The sequence below is a fragment of the Mesorhizobium shangrilense genome (assembly GCF_028826155.1).
In the GTDB taxonomy this organism is placed as follows: Bacteria; Pseudomonadota; Alphaproteobacteria; order Rhizobiales; family Rhizobiaceae; genus Arvimicrobium; species Arvimicrobium flavum.
Genome location: NZ_JAQGPN010000001.1, coordinates 4,551,843 through 4,568,833 on the forward strand (window position 1 = coordinate 4,551,843; position 16,991 = coordinate 4,568,833).

Annotated in this window: 17 protein-coding genes; 6 read left to right on the forward strand and 11 right to left on the reverse strand. The window is 65.5% G+C overall.

The genetic code is table 11. The features are described 5' to 3' along the window. The first annotated feature begins 263 nt into the window (after positions 1 to 263). On the forward strand, positions 264 to 1,016 hold the full coding sequence (gene ubiG, locus PD284_RS21945) for a bifunctional 2-polyprenyl-6-hydroxyphenol methylase/3-demethylubiquinol 3-O-methyltransferase UbiG (protein ID WP_274630240.1): 753 nt from the start codon (positions 264 to 266) through the stop codon (positions 1,014 to 1,016). 25 nt (positions 1,017 to 1,041) lie between these two features. Here the strand turns inward: ubiG and PD284_RS21950 are convergent, their stop codons facing one another. Further along, positions 1,042 to 2,724, reverse strand: a complete 1,683-nt coding sequence (locus PD284_RS21950; RefSeq protein WP_274630241.1) for a CYTH and CHAD domain-containing protein — start codon at positions 2,722 to 2,724, stop codon at positions 1,042 to 1,044. On the opposite strand from PD284_RS21950, the gene PD284_RS21955 reads away from it, so the two are divergent. Continuing rightward, the gene (locus PD284_RS21955; protein ID WP_274630242.1) at positions 2,723 to 3,289 is read left to right on the forward strand and encodes a SixA phosphatase family protein; all 567 of its coding nucleotides are present in this window, start codon (positions 2,723 to 2,725) and stop codon (positions 3,287 to 3,289) included. The genes PD284_RS21950 and PD284_RS21955 overlap by 2 nt on opposite strands. Before the next feature lie 61 nt (positions 3,290 to 3,350). Here PD284_RS21955 and PD284_RS21960 read toward each other — a convergent pair whose 3' ends face one another. From PD284_RS21960 to PD284_RS21975, 4 genes are read right to left on the reverse strand one after another with little or no spacing between them, the layout of a single operon-like run. Then, positions 3,351 to 3,776 carry a DUF1178 family protein gene (locus PD284_RS21960; protein ID WP_274630243.1) on the reverse strand — a complete coding sequence of 142 codons (426 nt, stop codon included), beginning with the start codon at positions 3,774 to 3,776 and terminating at the stop codon, positions 3,351 to 3,353. Then, a complete protein-coding gene (locus PD284_RS21965) occupies positions 3,773 to 4,636 on the reverse strand; it encodes a carbon-nitrogen hydrolase family protein (RefSeq protein ID WP_274630244.1) in 864 nt (287 codons plus the stop codon). The genes PD284_RS21960 and PD284_RS21965 overlap by 4 nt, the downstream gene beginning before the upstream one ends. A gap of 9 nt (positions 4,637 to 4,645) precedes the next feature. Further along, a complete protein-coding gene (gene grxC / locus PD284_RS21970; RefSeq protein WP_274630728.1) occupies positions 4,646 to 4,909 on the reverse strand; it encodes a glutaredoxin 3 in 264 nt (87 codons plus the stop codon). A 25-nt stretch (positions 4,910 to 4,934) separates the two neighbouring features. Then, the gene (locus PD284_RS21975) at positions 4,935 to 5,720 is read right to left on the reverse strand and encodes a ComF family protein (RefSeq protein ID WP_274630245.1); all 786 of its coding nucleotides are present in this window, start codon (positions 5,718 to 5,720) and stop codon (positions 4,935 to 4,937) included. Between the two features lie 75 nt (positions 5,721 to 5,795). Here PD284_RS21975 and PD284_RS21980 point away from each other — a divergent pair, with 75 nt between their 5' ends. Further along, complete coding sequence (locus tag PD284_RS21980) at positions 5,796 to 6,659, forward strand: methyltransferase domain-containing protein (RefSeq protein ID WP_274630246.1); 864 nt, start codon at positions 5,796 to 5,798, stop codon at positions 6,657 to 6,659. 3 nt (positions 6,660 to 6,662) lie between these two features. Here the strand turns inward: PD284_RS21980 and PD284_RS21985 are convergent, their stop codons facing one another. The 6 genes from PD284_RS21985 to PD284_RS22010 form a co-directional block, all read right to left on the reverse strand. Continuing rightward, positions 6,663 to 6,851 carry a Flp family type IVb pilin gene (locus PD284_RS21985; RefSeq protein WP_274630247.1) on the reverse strand — a complete coding sequence of 63 codons (189 nt, stop codon included), beginning with the start codon at positions 6,849 to 6,851 and terminating at the stop codon, positions 6,663 to 6,665. Between the two features lie 132 nt (positions 6,852 to 6,983). Beyond that, a complete protein-coding gene (locus PD284_RS21990; protein WP_274630248.1) occupies positions 6,984 to 7,292 on the reverse strand; it encodes a hypothetical protein in 309 nt (102 codons plus the stop codon). Between the two features lie 108 nt (positions 7,293 to 7,400). Continuing rightward, the gene (locus PD284_RS21995; RefSeq protein WP_274630249.1) at positions 7,401 to 7,811 is read right to left on the reverse strand and encodes a (deoxy)nucleoside triphosphate pyrophosphohydrolase; all 411 of its coding nucleotides are present in this window, start codon (positions 7,809 to 7,811) and stop codon (positions 7,401 to 7,403) included. After that, positions 7,808 to 8,584 (reverse strand): GNAT family N-acetyltransferase, encoded by a 777-nt coding sequence (locus PD284_RS22000; RefSeq protein ID WP_274630250.1) that lies wholly within the window; start codon positions 8,582 to 8,584, stop codon positions 7,808 to 7,810. The genes PD284_RS21995 and PD284_RS22000 overlap by 4 nt, the downstream gene beginning before the upstream one ends. A 2-nt stretch (positions 8,585 to 8,586) precedes the next feature. Further along, positions 8,587 to 9,828, reverse strand: a complete 1,242-nt coding sequence (gene argJ, locus PD284_RS22005; protein WP_274630251.1) for a bifunctional glutamate N-acetyltransferase/amino-acid acetyltransferase ArgJ — start codon at positions 9,826 to 9,828, stop codon at positions 8,587 to 8,589. A gap of 354 nt (positions 9,829 to 10,182) precedes the next feature. Then, on the reverse strand, positions 10,183 to 11,058 hold the full coding sequence (locus PD284_RS22010; protein ID WP_274630252.1) for a peptidylprolyl isomerase: 876 nt from the start codon (positions 11,056 to 11,058) through the stop codon (positions 10,183 to 10,185). Positions 11,059 to 11,300: 242 nt separating this feature from the next. Here PD284_RS22010 and secA point away from each other — a divergent pair, with 242 nt between their 5' ends. From secA to PD284_RS22025, 3 genes are all read left to right on the forward strand, one after another. Beyond that, positions 11,301 to 14,039: a preprotein translocase subunit SecA gene (secA, locus tag PD284_RS22015; RefSeq protein ID WP_274630253.1), complete on the forward strand. Its 2,739-nt coding sequence runs from the start codon at positions 11,301 to 11,303 to the stop codon at positions 14,037 to 14,039. 259 nt (positions 14,040 to 14,298) lie between these two features. Beyond that, a complete protein-coding gene (locus PD284_RS22020) occupies positions 14,299 to 15,708 on the forward strand; it encodes an oligosaccharide flippase family protein (RefSeq protein ID WP_274630254.1) in 1,410 nt (469 codons plus the stop codon). Continuing rightward, the gene (locus tag PD284_RS22025) at positions 15,708 to 16,991 is read left to right on the forward strand and encodes a GNAT family N-acetyltransferase (RefSeq protein ID WP_274630255.1); all 1,284 of its coding nucleotides are present in this window, start codon (positions 15,708 to 15,710) and stop codon (positions 16,989 to 16,991) included. The genes PD284_RS22020 and PD284_RS22025 overlap by 1 nt, the downstream gene beginning before the upstream one ends.

Consider the following 16,991-nt stretch of genomic DNA (forward strand, 5'->3'; position numbering starts at 1 on the left):
AATGTTTTGGCGGGGAAACGATGACCATGCATATAGGCAAGATGCGGCGAACCGCAATGCGCCCGCCTGCCTTCCAAAAGATCGTCCTGACATTGTATGACAAGCGGGCAGATGGTGCGACGTTTTCGGGCGGCCGGACCAAGAGAGAGCCGCTGACAAGTCGCCGCCCGTGAGCCGGGTTCCGGCCCGCCGTTCAAAATTGTTGCCTTGACATTCCCTGCCGCGCGCCCGACTTCATACCGCTCGATATGGAGACCGCGCCGATGCCGGAAGCCCGACGAACCACGATCGACGCCAGCGAAGTAGAGCGTTTCTCGGCCCTCGCCGCCGAATGGTGGAACCCGAACGGCAAGTTCCGCCCGCTTCACAAGTTCAATCCGATTCGGCTCGCCTACATCCGCGACCAGATCGCGGAGCGCTTCGGGCGCGATCCCAGAGCAGCGCGGCCGCTGGAAGGACTGCGCATCCTGGACATCGGCTGCGGCGGCGGTCTGCTCTGCGAGCCGATGGCGCGGCTGGGCGCCGAGGTCGTTGGCGCCGACGCCTCGGAGACCAACATCGAGGTCGCCAAGCTCCACGCGGCCGAATCCCAGGTAAAGATCGACTACCGCGCCACGACCGCCGAGGCGCTCGCCGAAGCCGGCGAGCAGTTCGACGTGATCCTCAACATGGAGGTGGTCGAGCATGTGTCTGACGTCGACCTCTTCGTCGGCAAATGCAGCGAGATGGTGAAGCCCGGCGGCCTGATGTTCGTGGCGACCATCAACCGGACGCTGAAAGCGCTGGCGCTCGCCATCGTCGGCGCGGAATATGTGCTGCGCTGGCTTCCCCGCGGCACCCATCAGTTCGGCAAGCTGGTTCGGCCCGAAGAACTGGAGAAGGCGCTGGGCACAGCAAGTATGTCGGTCATCGACCGGACCGGCGTGATCTACAATCCGCTGGGCGACCGTTGGCAGAAGTCCAAGGACATGGACGTCAACTACATGGTGCTGGCGGAGAAAATCTCGGCCGCCTGACGCAAGCCCAGGCGCTGCCGCCGTCTCACGCCTTCACAGGCCGCCGATGGCTGCGAAGCGCGCTCCACGCTTCGATGCAGGATGTTTCGAGGCCAATCAGCCGGTGTGACTGCCATCCGAGCACGATTCCGGCGGCCTTGTGCCCGGCAACGCCCATCTTCGTGGTAGCAATCGAACCGACCAGCCGTTCGGCGACAGCGACGTCGTTGAAAACCCCGAGCTGCTCCTGCAGGTGAGAGAGGCTTTTGGCGAAGCGTTTGAGCCGCTTGCGCTGCTCGAACAGCGGCAGGAGGAAATCGGCGGCATAGCGCAGTTTCTTGACTGCAATGCGCAGCCGGTGCCGCTCTTCCGGCGAAAGGCGTTCAAACCGACGGCCGCGCCGAAGCACTTTCCGGTGGAGCCTGGACAAGGTGTCTGCCGCGAACGCCCGGGCAGGCGCATCCAGCAGCTCTCGCGCGACCTCCGAGCCGGCGTCGCGCCACCCCCGCCTTTCGATCCACAGACCGAGCGCGATCTGGAAACGCGCGTTTCGAGCGTCCGCGATGGACGCACGCACCTGCCGGTAGGCTATGGACCGCGCCCCGCTCGCGGCCTTTTCAAGCGCGTCGAAGCCGCCCAGGTGGCCACAATTCTCCCACACTGCGGGCAGGACCGTGCCCAGGAACACGTCCCAGTCCCGGGCGTCATTGAGGGCCGACATCAGCCATTTGGCATCGTCACCGAGTTCATCCAGTTGCGGCGAACTCCCCAGAGGCCGCAGCAGTGCAAACAGCGCCCTCAGCCGGCGCAGCGCTATCCTGTATTGATGAAGCCCTTCGGGATCACGTCCGTCCTCGGCAGCGGGCTGGTTCTCCAGCAAGAACCGCAACGAAGCGTGGCAAATCGTTGCGACGACGTCGTCGAGCGTCTCTTCGCCGTCAAACTCCAGCTTGGGCGCCTTGGAGACTGGCGGCGACGCGCCAGCGGCGAGATCGAATCCGCGCGCCGACTTGCTCCTGACGGTAGGGCGCAGAGGAAACTGCCGAACGAGCTTGTCCGCAAGTTCGAAAAGCGCCTGCACTTTCCCTTCGACAAGCTCGAGTTCCACTTCGCACAGCATCTCGGTGCGTTCTCCGGCAAGAATCGCGCCCTGGTCGACAGCCACTTCCACAACGGAGCCAGAGAGGTCGAGAACATGCACCTGACGCCGGACCTCGGTCCGGAAGACGGGAATCAAAGGATCGTCGCGCAATGCCGACCATGCCTCGCCCGACAGTATCCGGGGCAAGGCGGAACGTTCAGGCTCCGGAGACTGAACGCCCACTTCCCGTTCGCTTCGCTCGAGCGCCTTGCCGCTCTCGGCCCCATTGGTCTTGGCCGTCATCACGAAGCGGTCGCCGTCGGTGCGCACGCGCAGGACGGTGTTCGACTTGAGCAGATCGTGACCCGGCGTGTCGTAGTATATCGCCGTGAGGGTCAGATCCCTTGCCTCGTCTTGCCGTCCTTCCGCCAGCACAGGGGAGTTGGCCACCGCCTCGGCCCACTTCGGCTCGCAGGCAAGCTTGAGTTCGATTTCCCTGTCTTTGATTACCTTCTGCGGGGCGGCTGCCCGGAGAGCGCCACCACCCCTTACGCCGGCATTTTCGATGTCCAGTCGACGTTCTCCAAAACGAACGCTGTCAGACTCCTCACTCATCGACGCCGATCGTTTCGTTGGAAGGTTCCGCATGCTAGCATCGCGTGACGGGATCGAAAATCAGGAAATGATGGTGGAGGCAGCAATGCGCCTCATGCTGCTTCGGCACGCCAAGTCGAAACGCCCCGCCGGCGTCGAGGATCATGACCGTCCCCTCTCCCGCCGTGGGCGGCAAGCCAGCGAACAAATGGGCAAATACATGGCGGAGACCGGGCTGGTTCCCGATCAGGCCGTCGTATCCACCGCGCGCCGCACACAGGAAACCTGGCAGCTTGCGCGTCCGGCATTCGAGCATGAGATCGCCTGTCATTGGGAAGGTCGCCTGTACGACGCTTCGCCCGCGACGATTCTCGAGATCATCCGCCAGACCGGCGAGGACATCAAAAGCCAGGCGCTTGTGGGACACAATCCGGGACTGCAGGATCTGGCGCTCAGCCTGATCGGCAAGGGCGACCCCGACGCCCTGGCAAGACTCAGGCGCAAGCTGCCCACGGCCGGCCTGGTCGTCATCGATTTCAAGGCTGGAAGCTGGGGCGAGCTGGCAGAGCGAACCGGCGACCTGGAGCGTTTCGTCGCGCCGAGTACGATTGCGCCCTAGACATGGTCGACCGGCCCGCGCCAGCGTTGCGGCCGGCGCTCGCCCGCGGGGACAAATGGGGCTAGTTGTGATCGTCCGGAAAGACCGGGATCGGCAGGAACTCCACGCCGTCCTCGATCAGGCCGCGCGCCTCGTCGGGCGTCGCCTCGCCGTAGATGCCACGCGCTTCCGATTCCCCGAAATGGATCTTCCGCGCTTCGTCGGCGAACTTGTCGCCGACATAGTCGGCGTTCTCGCGCAGCTTCTCCGAAAGCTCCTTCAGCTGCGCCATCGCCTGCTTCTGGCGCTCGCCCATGGCCAGCGAGATCTTCTCCTGCTTGCGCGCCGTCGACACTGCCGGAGCCATCAAGGCCTTTTCCACCTTGTTGGAGCCGCATGCCGGGCATTCGACGAGACCGCGCGCGTTCTGGACGTCGAAGTCGTCGTTGCTGCGGAACCAACCTTCGAACTCATGCGCATCATCGCAGTGAAGCGAAAAACGGATCACGATGCGGCCCTCAATGCCGAAGCCGGCTGCTGCGCGGCGACCACCTCGAAATCGCGGGCATTCTTGAGGTTGGGTATCTTCGCCCGCGCCGCGCCGGAGAGCGATGTATCGATCTCGGCAAAGATGATTCCGGGCGCGTTGCCGTCTGCCTCCGCCACCACCTTCCCCCAGGGATCGACAATGAGGGAGTGTCCATAGGTCTCGCGGCCGTCTTCGTGCGTACCGCCCTGCGCGGCAGCGATGACCCAGGCGCCGTTCTCTATGGCGCGAGCGCGCAGCAGAACGTGCCAATGAGCTTCGCCGGTCTGGCGCGTGAACGCCGCGGGCACGGTGAGAACCTGCGCTCCGGCAAGCGCCTCGGCACGGAAAAGCTGAGGGAAGCGAAGGTCATAGCAAACGGCAAAGCCGAGACGAGCGAAAGGCAGGTCCGCCACCGACGCATTGTTTCCCGGCTCATAGGTGGCCGATTCACGCCAGCTCTCGCCATTGTCGAGGTCAACGTCGAACATGTGGATCTTGTCGTAGGTGACAAGTAGCGCGCCGGACGGATCGAACAGGAAGGCGCGATTGGCCACCTTGCCGTCCGGCCGAGCGATCGCCGTGGAGCCGACATGCAGGTAGACGCCAAGGTCGGCTGCGAGGCGGCGCGCGGTGGCCGCCACCACGTCCTCGTCCTGCGGCTTCAGCGAGGCGCGCAGCTCTTCCTTGCTGCGCATCAGAGCGCCGGTCATTTCCGGGGTCTGGATATAGGTCGCGCCGCCGGCGGCGGCTTCGCGGACCATCTCCGCCATCGCCCTGGCGTTGCGTTCCACATTCATGCCGGAACGCATCTGGACGGCTGCCGCCTTGAAAACACCCATGCCTACCCCTCAACCTCCATTGGCCAGCAGCGGATCAAGCCTCCCCTGCCGCTCAAGCTCATGCAGATCGTCCGAACCACCGACATGGAAATCGCCGATGAATATCTGCGGAAAGGTCGCACGGCCGTTGGCGCGTGCGATCATTTCCTGCCGCAGCTCGGGCGAAAAACTCGCATCGTGTTCGGTGTAGGCGACGCCCTTTCGATCGAGCAGGCGCTTCGCCGCCGCGCAGTAGCCGCACATCATGCGGGTATAAATCGTAACGTCGACCATGACCGGGTCCATTTGCCTGTCCCGGCTATATAAGGTCCTGATCGCCCAACAGGAAGTCCCCCGGCAGCACGCGCGCGAAGGTGAGCACGTCGACGCGGGCTGCACCCGCCCTCTTCAGCGCCTTCGATGCGGAGGAAACGGTGGCCCCGGTCGTGTAGACGTCGTCGACGAGCAGAACCGGTGCACCGGCAATGGCGGCCCTCGCCGCGTCGGGGACCTGAAAGGCCGCGCGCACATTCTCGGTCCGCTCGCGCCTGCCCAGCCCGACCTGCTGGCGCGTCAGCTTTACACGTCTCAGCGCTTCAGGAGCGAAGGCGAGCCCCTTCATGCGCGCCAGCGCGCGCGCAAGCTCGGCCGACTGGTTGAAGCGACGACTGATGAAGCGGCGCCAATGCAACGGCACGGGCACCACCAACTGCCCAGGCGAGAAGAGTTCCTCGCCCGGCCTGAGCATCCATCTCGCCATCCACGGAGCCAGGTCGGTGCGGTCGCCATATTTCAGCTCCTGCACGAGCTGCCGGGCTATGCCGCCATACGCAACCGCGGCGCGGGCGCGATCGAAGGCCGGCGGATCTGCGATGGCGGCCGGCGACAGAGCCCCCTCGCCCGGATCGTGGTCGAAGGGCGTGCCCAGCGCCTCGCACCAGGGCCGCTCGAGAAACCTGAGCCGCGGCCAGCAGGCACCGCACAGGGTGGCGGGTCGGGAGACGCGCAGCCGGCAACCGGGACAGGCCGGCGGGAACAGGATGTTCGCCGCCCAGTCCAATCCGAGTGCGGCGACGGTCTTGATCTTGATATCCCGATCGTCCACGAGAGGTCTTCATGCGCACTGCACGCGGTCATTTCACCGGATCGCGAGGCGCGCGGCCATAGCGCGGAAACGCAATTGCAAACGCTGATCGACACCCGACTCGTTCTCCGGCACCGCCTGCGGGCGCTGAACGACCCGGATTCTTCCGCCCTGTTCCTGATGCGACGGGTGGCCGAAGACCTCGCCGAACGCCTGGCGACGGTCGAACGCCGCTTCGGCCGTGCGGCGACGCTGCACTGCTTCACCGGCCATGCACGCGACGCCATCCTCGCCAGCGGCCGGGCGAACGAGGTCATCCGCATCGAGCCGGATGCGGCATTCCTCGGTTCCGACGCCGGCCTGGTCGCAGACGCGGAACGCGTGCCGCTGGACGAGGCGAGCATCGAGTTTGCCGCGTCGCTGCTTTCGCTGCACGAAGCCAATGATATTCCGGGCCTGCTGGTGCAGGTCCGACGCGCGCTGCGGCCGGACGGGCTCTTCCTTGCAGCCTTCCCGGGTTCCGGGACACTCACTGAACTGCGGGAAAGCCTTCTCGCGGCGGAAACGGAGATGCTTGGAGGGGCGAGCCCCCGGGTGATGCCGTTCACCGACGTGCGCGACGCCGGCGGGCTGCTGCAGCGCGCCGGATTCGCGCTGCCGGTCGCCGACGTCGAGACGCTGACGGTCCGCTATGACACCATGTTCGACCTGATGCGCGACCTGCGCGCAATGGGCGCCACCAATGCGCTGGTCGACCGGACGCGCCGACCGGCCACGCGGCGCTTCTTCCAGCGGGCCGCCGAGATCTATGCGGAACGCTTCTCCGACGCCGACGGCCGGGTGCGCGCGACCTTCTCGATCGTCTGGCTCTCGGGCTGGGCGCCGGACCAGTCGCAGCAGAAGCCGCTCAGACCCGGCTCCGGAAAAGTGTCGCTGAAATCGGTGCTGGGCGGAAAGTAGCCGCTATATCCGCCGGCTCGTCCAGGCCTCGTGGACAGCCTCGCCCTGGCTGCTGAAGTTGGTCTCCACGGAGTTTGCCAGAGCGGTCACCCCGATGAGGGTCGCCAGGGAAATGAACGTCGCGATCAGCGCGTACTCGATGGATGTTGCCGCGGTGTCGTCGGCGATGAAACGAGTGATCAAGGCTGGCATGTCCGCATTGTCTCCCTGTCGGACCACGCCTACCAGAAAGAGATTAATAGAGGCTCAGGCGACAGCATTAACCATGCGTTTAAACCATGCCTCAAATCGGCCAGTCGCTACCGGCGACAGAAGCTCGGCGGGTCAGCACTCGCCGCTGCGCGTCCCGTCGGGGCGGATGACGCACACGGCCTCCGGCGAGCTCTGCAGCACGCTCTTGCGAACGATGTAGGTCTTCGGTTGACCGATCGATCCGGTGGTGATGGCGTCCAGCCCCAGCGGAAGGGCTTGGGCGGAGCGGCTCTGGCTGCTCCGGTCCAGATAGGAAACGGCTACCAGGGCAAGGGCGATGGCCGCCGTGCCGAAGAGCAGCGCGGCGCGCAATGGGCTGATCGCCGGCGCGCCACGATTCGCGCGCGGCCGCAGTGCCTCCCAGTCGTCCTGCTGCTGCATCCGAACCTCCCAGACTGCCGATCATGATCGGCAAGGCCCAGTCATGGGTGCATCTTCCCAGCTTTGGCTGAAGGCTTTCTTAACGATGACTCCAAACGGCCGGTGGGGTCAGAGCAGGTCGATGAGGAAAGGAATCAGCGGCTCGTCGGCCGGCGGCATCGGATAGTTGCGCATGTCGCGCGGGCGCACCCATTTCAGCGCCTGGCCTTCGAGGGGGCGCGGCGTACCCTCGAAGCGCCGGCAGACGTAGAGCGGCATCAAGAGGTGGAACGTCTCGTAGGTGTGGCTGGCGAAGGTGAGCGGAGCGAGGCAGGCGACCTTGGTCTCGATGCCAATCTCTTCGCGCAGCTCGCGGATGAGCGTTTCTTCCGGAGTCTCGCCCGGCTCCACCTTGCCGCCGGGGAACTCCCACATGCCAGCGAGCTGCTTGCCCGGCGGGCGCTGCGCAAGCAGAACGCGCCCATCGGCGTCGACCAGAGCGCATGCAGCAACCAGGAGGAGCTTGCGTTCAGCCCTCATGTCTCGGCCGGCTGGCGATAGTGGTAGCGGTAGAGCTCGGTGAAGCCGAGCGACGCATAGAGCGAACGGGCCCGCTCGTTGCTCGCTTCAACCTGCAGCCACGCGATGCGCGCGCCCCTCAGCCGCGCCCATTTCAGAGCGGAAAGGACGATCCTGCGGGCATAACCCTTGCCGCGCTCGGCTTCGGCGGTGGCAATCTCGAAGAGACCGGCAAGATCGCCGTCCTGAACACAGATGGCGGTGGCCAGGGGTTCGTCATCTTCGCGCTCCAGCGCAAAGAGGCCGGCCTCGGGCTGGATCGCCGTGAGGATGTCGGTGAGGGCCGGCCGCAATATGTTGCTGGCGCCCTGCGCCTTGATCGCCGCCCCGACGAAGCGGGGCACATCCTTCATCGGGATCTGGTCAATGGCCCCGCCGATGAGGCGATCGTCGAGCGGCCGGTGCATGACGAGGGACTCTGCAAGCCAATGCCAGCCGGCGCGGTCGAAATGCACGCTCATGGCATCGCCCGACAGCGGCGACATACGGAAAGTGAGCGTCCTTCCGACGGCGGCGAACTCGCGGCCGGCCCTCTCGATGCGGTCTTCCAGATGGTGCACGTCGCCCGGATCGAGCGGATTGACCGAGTTCAGACGCCGGGCCGGATGTGCCGGCGTCAGGCGAGTCAGCCAGGTTCCGTCGTAGTGGACGTTCGCCGCGGGCCAGGCGCGGAAGCCCGCCGCCTCGAAACGGCGGACGGAGGCAAGTTCCGGCTGTGCAAGCTGGCTAGCCAAACTCAGCTCCGGTAGTCGCCGTTGATCTCGACATAGGCCTTGGTGAGATCGCAGGTCCACACCGTGGCCTTGCCGCGGCCGAGGCCGATATCGGCGCGGATGACGATCTCGTCGCCCTTCATGTATGCGGATGTCGCTTCTTCGGAATAGTCCGGGTCCCGCTCGCCGTCCTTGGCCACACGGATGTCGCCGAACCAGACCGACAGCAGGTCGCGGTCGGCGGGCTCGCCAGCCTTGCCGACCGCCATGACGACGCGGCCCCAGTTGGCGTCCTCGCCAGCGACGGCGGTCTTTACGAGCGGCGAGTTGGCGATCGACAGCGCGATCTTCTTGGCCGAACGGGCGGATTTCGCGCCGGTCACCGTCACCTCGACCTGCTTGCGGGCGCCCTCACCGTCGCGCACGACCTGCAGGGCGAGGTTCTTCAGGATGCGGTTGAGCGCCCGGCGGAACTGCGCGAGCCGCGGGTCCTTCGGATCGGTGATCTTGGCAACGCCGCGCTTCGACGCCGCACCGGTGGCGAAGACCAGCAGCGTGTCGCTGGTCGACGTATCGCTATCGACGGTCACCGCGTTGAACGTGTTCTTGGTGCCGGCGGACAGCATCTGCTGAAGCACCGGAGCGGCGATCGGCGCATCGGTCGCGACGAAGGAGAGCATGGTCGCCATGTCGGGCGCGATCATGCCGGCGCCCTTGGCGATGCCGTTGATGGTCACGTCGGCGTCGCCGAGCTTCACCGTAGCGGTGGCGTATTTGGGATAGGTGTCGGTGGTCATAATGGCCTTTCCGGCCTCACCCCACATCCCTGCATCAGCGGTCTTCGCCATATCCTTCAGCAGATGCGAGAACTTGCCCGCGTCGAGCGGTTCGCCGATGACGCCGGTGGATGCGAGAAACACCTCGCCGGCGTCGCACCCGGCTGCCGCCGCGGCCGCCTTGGCCGTCATCGACGTCGTCTCGCGGCCTTTCTTGCCGGTGAAGGCGTTGGCGTTGCCGGAATTGACGACCAGCATCCGCGCCTTGCCGCCGGACAAGTTCTCCCGGCAGAGATCGACCGGCGCCGAGGGGCATTTCGAGCGCGTGAACACTCCGGCGACCTCGGTGCCCTCGTCGAACACCATCACCAGGAGATCGGTGCGGTTGCGGTACTTGATCCCGGCTTCGGCGGTGGCGATGCGGACGCCGTCCAGCGGCGGGAGCTTTGCGTGTTTCTTCGGCGCGAGCGGGGAGATGGTGGCGGACATGCGGGCCTCGAGGCATTGGGCAGGCTGGATAAGGTCGTTTGCCCGAACGCAGCGAGGCACGCAAGGCACCTCCATCGTTTCCGTGAGACCGGGACACACAAAATGACTGCGCCTCCCCCACCCGGACCTGCGGGTCGGATAAAGAGCTAGCCCGACCGGTGCTTGCCGATCCGATGGATCGCCAGGCCCGTCAACGACCGCGCAATCACTCCCGGCGATCACTCATCGTCGCCAAAAAACGCGAGTACATGCGGGATTTCACCCTGCGCCGGAACGGCAGCGGGCCGGCGTCTCCGCCGGCCCGCATGATTTTCTCTTGTCCGCGGCGCCCAGGAATGGCGCCAGCAAGCGGACTTACTGCTGCGGCTGCTGCGGCTGTTCCTGCTCCACCGCATCAAGCGACTTCTTCAGCTCGGGATCGGTGATGTCGACTTTCGCCGCGGCGCGGAGCTGCTTGGCCAGCGCAAAATACTTCTCGCGCACTAGGGCCCCACGGAACTGCTCCTTCACCTGTTCGAAGGCCGGCGGCTGCTTGGCGCGCTTGTCCTCGACCAGGATGATGTGAAAGCCGAACTGCGACTGCACCGGCTCCTTCGTATAGGAGCCGACTTCGAGCGCGAAGGCAGCCTTCTCGAATTCCGGCACCATCTGGCCCTGACCGAAATAGCCGAGGTCGCCGCCCTGCGCACCCGAACCCGGGTCCGTCGACTTCTCCTTGGCGATGTCCTCGAACTTGGCGCCGCCGTCCAGCTGCTTGACGATCGCGTCCGCCTCTTCCTTCGTCTTCACCAGGATATGACGTGCCTTCACCTCGTTGGCAGGCGGCGTCGCCGCGATCTGCTGGTCATAGAGCGCGCGGATATCCTCGTCGGTGATCTTGGCGGTGATCTCCTTGTCGACCACCTCGCCATGCAGGGCGCGCTCGTTGAGGAGCGCCAGGCGCTTCTGGAACTCCGGATCCTTGTCCAACCCCTTGGCAATCGCCTCGGCGGACATCAGGCGCAGCTCGATGAGAGCCGACAGCGCCGCGGTGCGCCTCTGCTCCTCGGGGAGCTGTGCGAACTGGGGATCGAGCTCGGCCGCGGCCCGCGTGAGGTCGGACTCAGTGATGTTCTGGCCGTTGATGGTGGCGACGACCTTGTCTTCCTGCGCTGCGACGGCATGAAGAGCGGCCAGCGAAAGTCCGAGAGCAAGGCCGAGCGGCCTCAGATGACGCGTTACGAAGGACATGAATGGTCTCCGGTGGGAACTTCAGGCAGCCTTGAAGCATGCCGAAATGTGGCGAAATTCCGCGTTCAACCGCGTGTTCACGCGGCGTTGACATCGGTTCGGGCCCCTCTTATCTGTCCTTCGACTTTGCGTCCAGAAACTATTTCCGGGCGCCTTTGTCGTTCTCTGTCCGCCTCTGGATGCGCTTGGCGGGTTTGGCCGGCGTTCGCGGTCGGCCCTCATTGGGATGAAAGGACCACTGGATGGTCAGCTTCGGCGTTCTTGCTCGCAAAATCTTCGGTTCATCCAACGATCGGCGGGTGAAGGGCATGCGCCCCCGCGTCGAGGCCATCAACGCACTTGAAAGCGAACTCTCGGCGCTGTCCGACGAGCAGTTGAAGGCACGCACCGCGCAATTCCGCGAACAACTCGCCAACGGCACCGAACTCGAGGACCTGTTGATACCCGCCTTCGCCACCGTGCGCGAAGCTTCCAAGCGCGTGCTCGGGCTGAGGCCCTTCGACGTCCAATTGATCGGCGGCATGGTGCTGGACAGCGGCGGCATCGCCGAGATGCGCACCGGCGAGGGCAAGACGCTGGTCGCCACCCTCCCCGTCTATCTCAATGCGCTGACGGCCAACGGCGTGCATGTCGTCACGGTCAACGACTACCTTGCCAAGCGCGACTCCGAGTGGATGGGCCGCCTCTACAGGTTCCTGGGCCTGACGGTCGGCGTCATCGTGCACGGCCTGGACGACGACGAGCGCCGGGCCGCCTACGCCTGCGACGTCACCTACGGCACCAACAACGAGTTCGGCTTCGACTACCTGCGCGACAACATGAAGTATGAGCGCGCGCAGATGGTGCAGCGCGGACACAATTTCGCGATCGTGGACGAGGTCGACTCGATCCTGGTCGACGAGGCGCGCACGCCGCTCATCATTTCCGGCCCGCTCGAGGACCGCTCGGAGATGTACAACACGGTCGACGCCTTCATCACCAAGATCGGGCCGGCCGACTTCGAGGTGGACGAGAAGCAGCGCACCGCGATCTTTACCGAGGAAGGCACGGAAAACGTCGAGAACATGCTGCGTGCGGCCGGGCTGCTGAAGGGCGAGTCGCTCTACGACGTCGAGAACGTCGCCATGGTCCACCACGTCAACAACGCGCTCAAGGCGCACCGCCTGTTCCAGCGCGACAAGGACTACATCGTCAGGAACGGCGAGATCGTCATCATCGACGAGTTCACCGGCCGCATGATGCCGGGACGTCGCTTCTCCGAAGGGCTACACCAGGCGCTCGAGGCCAAGGAGCACGTGCAGATCCAGCCCGAGAACCAGACGCTCGCCTCGATCACCTTCCAGAACTATTTCCGTATGTACAAGAAGCTGGCCGGCATGACCGGCACGGCGGCGACAGAAGCGGAGGAATTCGGCAACATCTACGGCCTCGATGTCACCGAGGTGCCGACCAACCTGCCGGTGCAGCGCATCGACGAGGACGACGAGGTCTATCGCACGGTCGAGGAAAAGTACCGCGCCATCGTCAAGGAGATCCGCGAGGCGCGCGAGAAGGGCCAGCCGATCCTGGTGGGCACCACCTCGATCGAGAAATCCGAGCAGTTGGCCGAGCGCCTGCGCACCGAAGGCTTCTCAGAATTCCAGGTGCTGAACGCCCGCCATCACGAGCAGGAAGCGTCGATCGTAGCGCAGGCCGGCAAGCCGGGCGCCATCACCATCGCCACCAACATGGCCGGCCGCGGCACCGACATCCAGCTCGGCGGCAACGCCGACATGCGCATCGCCGAGGAACTGGCCGAGGTGGAGCCCGGGCCGGAGCGCGACGCGAAGGAACGCGCCATTCGCGAGGACGTCGCGAAACTCAAGGAAAGGGCGCTGGCCGCCGGCGGCCTCTACGTGCTGGCCACCGAGCGCCACGAGTCGCGCCGCATCGACAACCAGCTCCGCGGCCGCTCCGGCCGCCAGGGCGACCCCGGCCGCTCGAAATTCTTCCTGTCGCTGCAGGACGACCTGATGCGCATCTTCGGCTCCGACCGCATGGACGGCATGCTGCAGAAGCTAGGCCTCAAGGAAGACGAGGCGATCACGCACCCGTGGATCAACAAAGCGCTCGAGAAGGCGCAGAAGAAGGTCGAGGCCCGCAACTTCGACATCCGCAAGAACCTGCTGAAGTTCGACGACGTGATGAACGACCAGCGCAAGGTCGTTTTCGAGCAGCGTCTCGACCTGATGGACGGCGAGAGCCTCACCGAGACGGTGACGGAGATGCGCCACGACGTCATCGAGGAGATAGTCGCCAAGCGCATCCCCGAGACGGCCTATGCCGAGCAGTGGGACACCGCGGGGCTGAAGGAGGACGTGCGCAACTTCCTCAATGTGGACCTTCCGATCGAGGAATGGGCAAAGGAAGAGGGCATCGCCGACGAGGAGGTTCGCGACCGCCTGCTGAAGATTTCGGACGATGCGGCGCAGCAGCGCGCCGAGCGCTTCGGGCCGGAGGTGATGGCGTATGTGGAGCGCTCAGTCGTCCTGCAGACGCTGGATCACCTGTGGCGGGAGCATCTGGTCAATCTCGACCACCTGCGTTCTGTCGTCGGCTTCCGCGGCTATGCGCAGCGCGACCCGCTGCAGGAATACAAGCAGGAGGGCTTCGAGCTCTTCCAGGCGATGCTGGTCAACCTGCGCCAGGCGGTGACCTCGCAGCTGATGCGGGTCGAGCTGGTGCGCGAGGCGGCCGACGCGCCGCCGCCGCAGGCGCCGCAGACCTTCGGCCACCATGTCGACGCCACCACCGGCGAGGACGACTTCGGAGAAGGTTTTGGCGACGCCGCGGTGATGACGCGCATCACCGCCGATCACGTCGTTGCGCCCGAGGACCGGGACCCTGCGAACCCGCAGACCTGGGGCAAGGTCGGCCGCAACGAGGCCTGCCCCTGCGGCTCGGGCAAGAAGTTCAAGCACTGCCACGGCGCCTTCGCCTAGCCGCAAAGCTTCCCCCGGCTGGGGCGCAATGCCGCCCCTCCCCGCGCAAATGGCGACGGCTGCCGCGGAAGCAGGCGTGCTGCTCGATCATCCCGACCCAGTCGTTGAGACCGGTCCGGCCTGCGCCGCGCGCCAGAATTTCCGCGCCCGGAACGCGGACGGCGCACTGCAGCCGGCCGAAGGTCCGGAGGCCCTGCCTACACGCCACCGTTTCTTAAAGACTCTCCGATAGGTGAGGCGGGAACAGGGAGTGTATTGCGTGCGATTTTCGGCGGCGACCATGGCCGAGCGCCTCCTGCCGCAGCGCCTGGCGCTGAAGGCCAGGCCGCTTCTCGACAGGGTGGACGCCGTACTGTTCGCCGCCGACGAGCGCGGCGAGGCGGGCCGCTTCTCGGTTATCGCATTCGTCATACGTGTGGTCAGCGCCGTGATCGCCTTCGTGTCGCAGGTGCTCCTGGCGCGCTGGATGGGCAGTTTCGAATACGGCATCTTCGTCCTGGTCTGGACGACGCTGATCATCGCGGGAAATCTCTCCTGCCTCGGCTTCCACACCACGGTCATCCGCTTCATCCCCGAGTTTCGGGCCAAGCGCATGATGGCGGAGCTGCGCGGCGTCATGCTCGCAAGCCGCATGTTCGTGCTGATCGCCTCAACGCTGATTGCGGGCGCCGGCGCGCTCGCCATCTGGCTGCTCGCGCCACGCATCGAGAGCTACTATGTCGTGCCCTTCATCCTGGGCGTCGTCTGCCTGCCGATGATCGCGCTGTCGGACCTGCTGCAGGGCATATCGCGGGCAAACGCCTGGGTCTTCTCGGCGCTGTCGCCGACCTACATCACGCGGCCGCTGCTGATCCTCGCCTTCATGGCGATGGCGCTGATCCTGGGCTACGAGGCAAATGCAGTGACCGCCGTGATCGCCGCCATCCTCGCCACCTATGCTACGACGCTCGTGCAACTGGCGAGCGTCACGTCACGCGTCGACGGCAAGGTGCCGCCGGGTCCGGTGCGTATGGATGTACGCGGCTGGATCGTCGTCTCGCTGCCGATCTTCCTCGTCGAGGGCTTCTTCTTCCTGCTCACCAATGCCGACGTGCTGATGGTCGGCGCCTTCCTGGATCCGGATCGCGTCGCCGTCTACTTCGCCGCGGTCAAGACGCTGGCGCTCGTCCATTTCGTCTATTTCGCGGTGAAGGCGGGCGTCGCCCAACGCTACGCCGCGTTCAGCCACGGCGACCCGGAAGGCCTTGCCGTCTTCGCCCGGGAGACGGTCTCCTGGACCTTCTGGCCGTCGCTTCTCATGGCGGTCGTGGTGATCGTCCTGGGCGAGCCAATGCTGGCGCTGTTCGGCCCCGAGTTCACCGAGGGCTATCCGCTGCTTTTCCTGCTCGTCTGCGGCGTCGTCGCGCGCTCGGCCGTCGGTCCGGCGGAGAGCCTGCTCACCATGAGCGGCCACCAGAACGTCTGCGCCGGCGTCTATGCGCTGACGCTCGCGCTCAACGTGCTGCTGTCGGTGCTGCTGATCCCAGTCCTTGGCCTGTGGGGCGCTGCCATCGCCACCACCGCCTCGATGATCTTCGAGGCGGCCGCCCTTTCCTTCACCGTATGGCGAAAGCTTGGAATAACCATGGTGATCTTCGTCCCGACACCGGCGGCGCGGGAGGCCTGCTGATGGCGGCCATTCCGATCCTTGAAGAATCGAGCGGCAGCGCTTCCGGCGCCATGATCGCCGGGCTTGCGGGGCTGCCCGCCGAGCCGCTCGATCCCGCTCATGTCGAAGTGCTGGAGAGCCGCCAGCCCGAGCGCAAGCTCGCAATCTATGCCGCTTCGGCCGGCTTCGAGCTCGTCGAGGAGCTGGACTATCTGTGCGCGCGCACGATCGAGCCGAACGTGTTCTTCAACCTGCGCTTCCTCGCGCCCGCCATGCCGCGCCTCGAGGACCGCGAGGTGAGGCTTGCGGTCATCCGCGACGGGGACGAGTTCAAGAGCCGGCTGCGCCTGCTTGTGCCCTTCTCCATCGAGCGCCCGGCGATTCCGCTCGGGCAGCCCATCATCCGCGCATGGTCGAGCCCGTTCGGACCGCTCGGCACACCGCTGCTTGACCGCGACGATCCCGACGGCGTCGTCGAAAGCCTCTTCGCGATGATGTCGCGGCCGCACCTCAAATTCCCGAAGATCTTCGTGTTCCCCGACGTCAGGCTGGACGGCGCCGTCGCATCGGTCATCACCATGGCGGCCGAGGCGCGCGGCCTGCCTCTGATCACCACGGGGCGCTTCGAGCGGCCGTTCCTCGAAAGCGGCCTCGACGGGGACGCGTACCTGAAGAACGCGCTGAAAGCTCATCACTACCGCGAGTTCAATCGCCTCAAGCGCCGGCTGGAGGAACGCGGCAAGCTGGAATACCGGATCGACCGGGCGACGGACGACGTGCGGGGCGGCCTGGAGAGCTTCCTCAGCCTGGAGGCGGCCGGCTGGAAAGGCCGGCAGCGCACGGCAATGGCGATCGACCGATACCGCGCGGCATTCGCGCGAGAAGCCGTCCACAGGCTGTCGGAGTACGACCTCTGCCGCGTGCATTCGCTGACCCTGGACGGCAAGGTGATCGCCTCGCTGATCGTCTTCATCGAGGCCGGCGTCGCCTACACCTGGAAGACGGCCTATGATGAGTCGCTTGCCGAGTTCTCGCCGGGCACGCTGCTGATGATCGAGGTCACCAAGCAGCACCTGGACGACCCCAACATCATCACGACCGATTCCTGCGCAGTGCCCGACCATCCGGTGATGAGCCGGTTGTGGGCGGAGCGCCGGCCGATGGGGACCCTGGTGGTCGGCATGACGCCCGACAGCGACCGCGCGGCACGGCAGGCGGCATCGCAGCTTCACCTTTATCGCGAAACCCGAAACATCGCGCGTATCGTACGCAACCGGGTGAAGGGCCTGCTGAGGCGGAAATAG